This is a genomic window from Pauljensenia sp. OF14-1SRA, from assembly GCF_027694595.1.
In the GTDB taxonomy this organism is placed as follows: Bacteria; Actinomycetota; Actinomycetes; order Actinomycetales; family Actinomycetaceae; genus Pauljensenia; species Pauljensenia turicensis_B.
The window spans coordinates 1-7,385 of record NZ_JAQEVQ010000025.1; the positions used below are offsets into that span (position 1 = coordinate 1).

At 48.9% G+C, this 7,385-nt stretch carries 9 protein-coding genes; 8 read left to right on the top strand and 1 reads right to left on the bottom strand.

The window, feature by feature from the left end; all coding sequences use genetic code 11:
* The coding region (locus PG731_RS08890) for an HNH endonuclease (protein WP_270773443.1) at positions 1–216 on the top strand (216 nt) is incomplete at its 5' end.
* A 255-nt stretch (positions 217–471) separates the two neighbouring features.
* Positions 472–1,044, top strand: a complete 573-nt coding sequence (locus PG731_RS08895) for a P27 family phage terminase small subunit (protein WP_101679276.1) — start codon at positions 472–474, stop codon at positions 1,042–1,044.
* A gap of 22 nt (positions 1,045–1,066) precedes the next feature.
* On the opposite strand, the gene PG731_RS08900 is transcribed toward PG731_RS08895, so the two are convergent.
* On the bottom strand, positions 1,067–1,270 hold the full coding sequence (locus tag PG731_RS08900) for a hypothetical protein (RefSeq protein ID WP_219350888.1): 204 nt from the start codon (positions 1,268–1,270) through the stop codon (positions 1,067–1,069).
* Between the two features lie 115 nt (positions 1,271–1,385).
* Here PG731_RS08900 and metK point away from each other — a divergent pair, with 115 nt between their 5' ends.
* From metK to PG731_RS08930, 6 genes are all read left to right on the top strand, one after another.
* Entirely contained in the window at positions 1,386–2,576 is a 1,191-nt protein-coding gene (metK, locus tag PG731_RS08905) for a methionine adenosyltransferase (protein WP_270773444.1), read from the top strand.
* Positions 2,548–3,804: a DNA methyltransferase gene (locus tag PG731_RS08910; protein WP_270773445.1), complete on the top strand. Its 1,257-nt coding sequence runs from the start codon at positions 2,548–2,550 to the stop codon at positions 3,802–3,804. Before metK ends, PG731_RS08910 begins: the two co-directional genes overlap by 29 nt.
* Before the next feature lie 3 nt (positions 3,805–3,807).
* The gene (locus PG731_RS08915; protein WP_251451828.1) at positions 3,808–4,527 is read left to right on the top strand and encodes a DNA cytosine methyltransferase; all 720 of its coding nucleotides are present in this window, start codon (positions 3,808–3,810) and stop codon (positions 4,525–4,527) included.
* Complete coding sequence (locus PG731_RS08920; RefSeq protein WP_001140406.1) at positions 4,508–4,882, top strand: TnpV protein; 375 nt, start codon at positions 4,508–4,510, stop codon at positions 4,880–4,882. Before PG731_RS08915 ends, PG731_RS08920 begins: the two co-directional genes overlap by 20 nt.
* 366 nt (positions 4,883–5,248) lie before the next feature.
* Complete coding sequence (gene tet(O) / locus PG731_RS08925) at positions 5,249–7,168, top strand: tetracycline resistance ribosomal protection protein Tet(O) (RefSeq protein WP_000691759.1); 1,920 nt, start codon at positions 5,249–5,251, stop codon at positions 7,166–7,168.
* A gap of 54 nt (positions 7,169–7,222) precedes the next feature.
* The gene (locus PG731_RS08930; protein WP_442952675.1) at positions 7,223–7,375 is read left to right on the top strand and encodes a cysteine-rich KTR domain-containing protein; all 153 of its coding nucleotides are present in this window, start codon (positions 7,223–7,225) and stop codon (positions 7,373–7,375) included.
* Positions 7,376–7,385: the final 10 nt, after the last annotated feature.

Here is a 7,385-nt window from a genome sequence, read left to right on the forward strand (position 1 = left end):
CGTGCCGCATATATTTCCCAGCATCCGTTGTGCGAAGACTGCCTGGAAAAAGGAGTGACCACCCCAGTTCAGGAAGTCCACCACGTCCTACCCTTAGACCATGGCGGCAGCCACGACTTTTCTAACCTGCGCAGCCTGTGCAAACCCTGCCACTCCAGGCAGAGCGCATTAGACGGTGACAGATGGAGGCAAGCCCTTCAGGTCTACACCTACTAGATTTTTTGGAAAACGCGAAATAACCACTGGTACTTCCCCACCCTAAAAATATTGACTTTGTTCCCACGCCAAGTTACGGGACCAGTCGAGGATTCGATTAGGGGCTGGGGGCCTCGAATCTCTACAGCTTCGGGGAAGGTCAGCGGGCGGGGCCAACCGTACGCAAAAAGACCGAATCAAACAGGGTATTAACCTAGCGCATATTTGAAGGCCGTTTTTTCTGGCCACCGCAGGTCAGATAGGAGGCTGATAGCCGTGGCGAAAGACGGAACCAATCGCGGTGGGCGCCGCGTGAGGGCTGGCGCGAAACCCGACCCGCTCAATGAGAAACTCGCTAAGGGCCTGCATGCTACTCGCCTGGAAGATCCGCTAGCAAGCCCTTTTGATTTTGAGGGCGCAGATGTTGGTGATGGCGCGGTGCTTGCTGGTGAGGTGATGCCGGAGCCTTCTGAGTATCTGTCGGAGGTTCAGCGCGATGGCAAACCCTTGGGTGCTGACCTTGTCTACAAAGAAACCTGGCGGTGGTTGGATGAGCGTGGTTGCACGAGGTTTGTTTCTAAGCGTCTGATTGAGGCCTACGCCCAGGCGTTCGCCCGCTATGTGCAGTGTGAGCAGGCGATTTCCAAGTTCGGTTTGCTCGGCAAGCACCCGACCACTGGGGCTGCTATCGCTTCCCCGTTCGTTGCGATGTCCCAGTCTTTTGGTAAACAGGCAAACGTGTATTGGTATGAGATTTTTGAGATTGTGCGGGCTAACTGCACTAGTGACTATTCGGGTGCGGCTCCGGGTGATGAGGTTATGGAGCAGTTGTTGAAAGCACGCTCGTAGATGCGTCCTAGTGTTTTTGAGCTTATTTGGGGCGTTTTGTTGCGCTGAAGCCTGCCCCTAGCGCGATTCCGACTCCTGTGCCAATAGTTATCGCTAAGGCATTATCGTCCATAATGAACCGAAAGATTATGGCGGTCATTATCCCGGCGATCATTCCATAGGCCACGGCCTTACCATTGCCGCCGGAAGGTTCTGACGGATTAGGTTTACTCGTTTCGTCTTCCACGTATTCCAGTATCACACATGACTCGGGTTTTCCTCGTTTTCTTCGCTCCCCACTCTTGGCTCGTCATGGTGGGGAGTTTTTGTTTCTTTTGATTTTCTACTGAAAGGGCATTCCTATGACTATGGTTCGCAGCGCTGAAGCAGTGTGTATCGGTCACCCCGATAAGCTCTGCGATCTAATTGCTGATCAGATTCTCGACGAAATTCTCTACGCCGATCGCAACGCCCGCGTCGCGGTAGAGGTCATGGCTACTGGGCGACGAATTATTGTCACTGGTGAAATCAGCACTAATGCTCGTGTTAACTTGCGTGATTGCGTACGAACTGCACTTACTGCAGCTGGCTATAAGCCGTGGAGATTTTTGGTCTACGTGTGGGTGAGGCGTCAATCTAGCGATATTAACGACGGGGTGACCACATCTTTAGAGGCTCGCCATGGCGATGAGTCCGCTTATTGTCTTCAGGGTGCTGGTGATCAAGGCACGGTCTACGGTTATGCCTGCACTGATACACCACAGCGTTTACCGTTGCCTCTTGTTTTAGCCCACGAGATTTGTAAGCGGCTAGATGACGCACGCAAGCAAGGAACCATCACTGGGATCCATTCGGATGGTAAAGCGCAAGTTTCGGTGTGCTACGACGAAGCGAGCAAACCGCTATCTATCGAAACCGTTGTGGTTTCCGTCCAGCACGATAAATCCAAGGATTTCGAGGTGTTGCGCCGTGAAATAACTTCGCTGATTGTTGGCCCAGCATGCCAGCGGTATCTACCGGTAAGCCCGGACACGGTTGTGTTGGTGAACCCGTCCGGGCGGTTCGTGGAAGGCGGCCCTAAAGCTGACACTGGACTCACCGGTAGAAAGTTGATGGTTGACACCTATGGCGGGCTGGCCGGACATGGTGGTGGAGCTTTCTCCGGTAAAGATCCTTCTAAGGTTGACCGGTCGGGTGCTTATATGGCGCGGCTGATCGCGAAAACCGTGGTGGATGCGGATCTTGCACCCCGGTGCCAGGTGGCGATTAGTTACGCGATTGGCAAAGCCGACCCGGTTGCTTTCAGTGTGGACACGCTCGGCACCGGCCAATACACCGACCAGATTCTCACGGCTGCGGCTCGAGATGTGTTCAATCTTCGACCAGCAGCAATCATCGACCAGTTTGGGCTGCGAGCACCCAGCTATGTGCACTATTCGACGTATGGGCATTTCGGGGATTGTACACGCAAATGGGAAGACACCTGGACTACTAGCCGCGAGCTTATAAAGGCGGTGAAAAACCATGCGCATCAAACAAATAGCGTTAACTGATCTGACCCCGGCTGACTACAACCCCCGCAAAGACCTGCAACCTGGGGACAAGGACTATGACAAACTCAAACGCTCCGTGACGGAGTTTGGGTATGTGGAGCCAGTCATCTGGAACAAAACCACCGGAAATATTGTGGGTGGGCATCAGCGTCTGAAAGTACTCGCCGATCTGGGCTATAAAACCGTGGACTGCGTAGTAGTTGAGCTAGACGAAACCCGCGAGAAAGCACTCAACATCGCCTTGAACAAGATCAGCGGCGAGTGGGACGAGGACAAGCTCGCCCTGCTGATTGCTGATCTTGACGCTTCGGATTTCGATGCTGAACTGACCGGTTTTGACGACGCCGAAATCGCGCAGCTTATCGGCTCATTGGATGAGGGTGAGGTGGAGGATGATGATTTCGACCTCACCGCCGCACTCGAAGCGGCCGCTTTCGTTGAGCGCGGGGATATCTGGACGCTTGGCCGCCACCGACTGGTGTGCGGCGACGCCACCTCACAAACCGACGTTGAGGCTTTGATGGATGGGAAGCGCGCGAACCTTGTGCTCACGGACCCGCCATACAATGTCGCCTTTGAATCCGGCTCGGGCTTGTCGATCAAGAATGACAAGATGGATGGCAATAAGTTCTATGACTTCCTGCTCGCCGCGTTTTCGAGCATGGTCGGGGTTTGTGAGAAAGGTGCGAGCGCCTATGTTTTCCACGCCGACACCGAAGGTTTGAATTTCCGCCGCGCCTTCCAAGACGCAGGCTTCTATCTCTCCGGATGTTGCATCTGGGTCAAAGACTCCCTCGTCCTCGGACGCTCTCCCTACCAATGGCAACACGAACCCGTGCTCTACGGATGGGTCAAGACCGGTAAGCATCGCTGGTATGCGGATCGCAAGCAGACCACGATCTGGAACTTCACCAAGCCGCGCCGCAACACCGACCACCCAACCAGCAAGCCACTGGACTTGTTGGCGTATCCGATCGGAAACTCCACCCAGGCGAATGCGATCGTGCTCGACACCTTCGCAGGCTCAGGGTCCACGCTCATGGCGTGCGAGGCCACCGACCGCATCGCCTACTGCATGGAGCTCGACGAGAAATACGCCTCGGTGATCCTGCGCCGCTATGCCCAAGCAACCGGAGACGCAGCAGGGATCACGTGTGAGCGTGGTGGCAAGCAGTATGCCTACCTGGATCTGGTGAAAGAGGTTGAGCGTCCCAAGGAGAAAGGCTAACTCGTGAGACAAACTTTAAGGCTTGGCTCGCTTTTTGATGGCTCAGGTGGTTTCCCACTAGCGGCAACCAAGGTTGGTATCGAACCTGTGTGGGCGAGCGAGATTGAGCCCTTCCCGATCCTGGTCACCACCACGCGTTTGCCACAAATGCAACACCTGGGCGACATCTGCGATATTAGTGGCAGTCAGCTAGAGCCGGTGGATGTGGTCACGTTTGGTTCTCCTTGCCAAGACCTGTCGGTGGCAGGTAAAAGGGCGGGTTTAGCTGGCGAGCGTTCGGGTTTGTTTCATCAAGTGGTGCGCCTTATTAAGGAAATGAGAAAGGCAAGTAGTGGACGGTATCCAAGATTCGCTGTTTGGGAAAACGTGCCCGGAGCTTTCTCCTCCAACAAAGGCAATGATTTCCATCAAGTCCTACGCGAACTCATCAGCGTCACGGACGAACAAGCAGCAGCTAACCTACCTCGAGTACAAAAGTGGCAAAAAGCTGGAGCGATCGTGGCAGACCAATGGAGTATTGCGTGGCGAGTATTGCACGCGCAATTTTTCGGAGTACCCCAACGACGCAAACGGATCTTCCTTGTCGCAGATTTTGCAAGCGGGCGTGCCGGACACATACTCTTTGAGCCCTCGTGCAGCTCAAGGAATGTAGGACGGATTTTGCGGACATTCAAAATAAAAAAGAATGTGGAGGTAACAGACAATGGCAAAGACAATTTTTGAGGAAATGGGCGGCAAATACGAAAGGCAAGGCGATTATTTAATACCGTGCTTAACTGTACCCGCCGAAGAAGAACAGCCGATAGGCATCTGGGGACAGCGGCATTTGGATTATCTGAAGCATCACTGCAAAGTTACATACACCAATCTTCTTACAAGCGGCAGACTTAACGCTTACCTTGCCGACATTGACAGACAGGCACAGGAACGCTTTGAAAGGCTCATAGAGGGTATGAAACAGGCACAGGGCATAACGGAACAGCTAAAGGCAGAAAACGCCTTAGAATGGACAGGATGCCTCAATAACATAAGGGCTTGTGCGAGGGAGATTGTGGAAAAGGAAATTATTTTTGCATAAACAGATGATTAGTGGCAGGGGGAAATCCTGCCGCTTTTTCTGCTTTAGTTTGTCAGCTTGACAAATAAAGGGTTAAGGAATATAATTAGATTCAGTATTATACAAGGAGTTAATAAATATGCGGCAAGGTATTCTTAAATAAACTGTCAATTTGATAGTGGGAACAAAAAGTAGCAGTCCCGTTTCACTTTTAATATGGGGCTTAGTTTTTTGTACCCAGTTTAAGAATACTTTTATCATGTAATTTTATATGCCCGAAAACATATAAGTGTTTTGGGGCTATTGGAGTTATTTACCCAGTGATAGGAGTATTTATCACTGGGTATTTTTATGCCCTTTTTTGGGTGTTGATAGGAGGAAAATCACATGAAAATAATTAACTTAGGCATTCTGGCTCACGTTGACGCAGGAAAGACAACATTAACGGAGAGTTTATTGTATACCAGTGGTGCAATTGCAGAACCAGGGAGCGTAGATAAAGGCACAACAAGGACAGATACAATGAATTTGGAGCGTCAAAGGGGAATCACTATCCAGACAGCAGTGACATCTTTTCAGTGGGAGGATGTAAAAGTCAACATTATAGATACGCCAGGCCATATGGATTTTTTGGCGGAAGTATACCGTTCTTTATCCGTATTAGACGGAGCAGTATTATTAGTTTCTGCAAAGGATGGCATACAGGCACAGACCCGTATACTGTTTCATGCACTACAGACAATGAAGATTCCGACAATTTTTTTCATCAATAAAATTGACCAAGAGGGGATTGATTTGCCAATGGTATATCAAGAAATGAAAGCAAAGCTTTCTTCGGAAATTATAGTGAAGCAAAAGGTTGGGCAGCATCCCCATATAAATGTAACGGACAATGACGATATGGAACAGTGGGATGCGGTAATTATGGGAAACGATGAACTATTAGAGAAATATATGTCAGGGAAACCGTTTAAAATGTCAGAACTGGAACAGGAAGAAAACAGGAGATTCCAAAACGGAACGTTATTTCCCGTTTATCACGGAAGTGCTAAAAACAATCTGGGGATTCGGCAGCTTATAGAAGTGATTGCCAGTAAGTTTTATTCATCAACGCCTGAAGGTCAATCTGAACTATGCGGGCAGGTTTTTAAGATTGAATATTCAGAGAAAAGGCGGCGTTTTGTTTATGTGCGTATATATAGCGGAACATTGCATTTGAGGGATGTTATTAAAATATCTGAAAAAGAGAAAATAAAAATCACAGAGATGTGTGTTCCGACAAACGGTGAATTATATTCATCCGATACAGCCTGCTCTGGTGATATTGTAATTTTACCAAATGATGTTTTGCAGCTAAACAGTATTTTGGGGAACGAAATGCTGTTGCCGCAGAGAAAATTTATTGAAAATCCTCTCCCTATGCTCCAAACAACGATTGCAGTAAAGAAATCTGAACAGCGGGAAATATTGCTTGGGGCACTTACAGAAATTTCAGATGGCGACCCTCTTTTAAAATATTATGTGGATACTACAACGCATGAGATTATACTTTCTTTTTTGGGGAATGTGCAGATGGAAGTCATTTGTGCCATCCTTGAGGAAAAATACCATGTGGAGGCAGAAATAAAAGAGCCTACTGTTATATATATGGAAAGACCGCTTAGAAAAGCAGAATATACCATCCACATAGAAGTCCCGCCAAATCCTTTCTGGGCTTCTGTCGGGTTGTCCATAGAGCCGCTCCCTATTGGAAGCGGAGTGCAGTATGAAAGCAGAGTTTCACTTGGATATTTAAACCAATCGTTCCAAAATGCGGTTATGGAGGGGGTTCTTTATGGCTGCGAGCAGGGGCTGTATGGATGGAAAGTGACAGACTGTAAAATCTGTTTTGAATATGGATTGTATTATAGTCCTGTAAGTACCCCCGCAGACTTTCGGCTGCTTTCCCCTATCGTATTGGAGCAGGCTTTAAAAAAAGCAGGGACAGAACTATTAGAGCCATATCTCCACTTTGAAATTTATGCACCGCAGGAATATCTCTCACGGGCGTATCATGATGCCCCAAGGTATTGTGCAGATATTGTAAGTACTCAGGTAAAGAATGACGAGGTCATTCTGAAAGGAGAAATCCCTGCCAGATGTATTCAAGAATACAGGAACGATTTAACTTATTTCACAAATGGGCAGGGAGTCTGCTTGACAGAGTTAAAAGGATACCAGCCAGCTATTGGTAAATTTATTTGCCAACCCCGCCGCCCGAATAGCCGTATAGATAAGGTTCGGCATATGTTCCACAAGTTAGCTTAACAGCTTGCAAAAGTCATATAAAATGAGATTTGAAAGGATTAGAGACTAATTATGATGAAATGCGAATGGATATTGTGTCCTGTTTGTGGGAGCAAAACCCGTAATAAAATTAGGAAGGACACTGTTTTGGAGAATTATCCCCTTTATTGTCCAAAATGCAGACAAGAAAGCTGGGTTAAAGGACAAAAAGAGTTGGTGGAGGGTTAGTCCCAGTTGT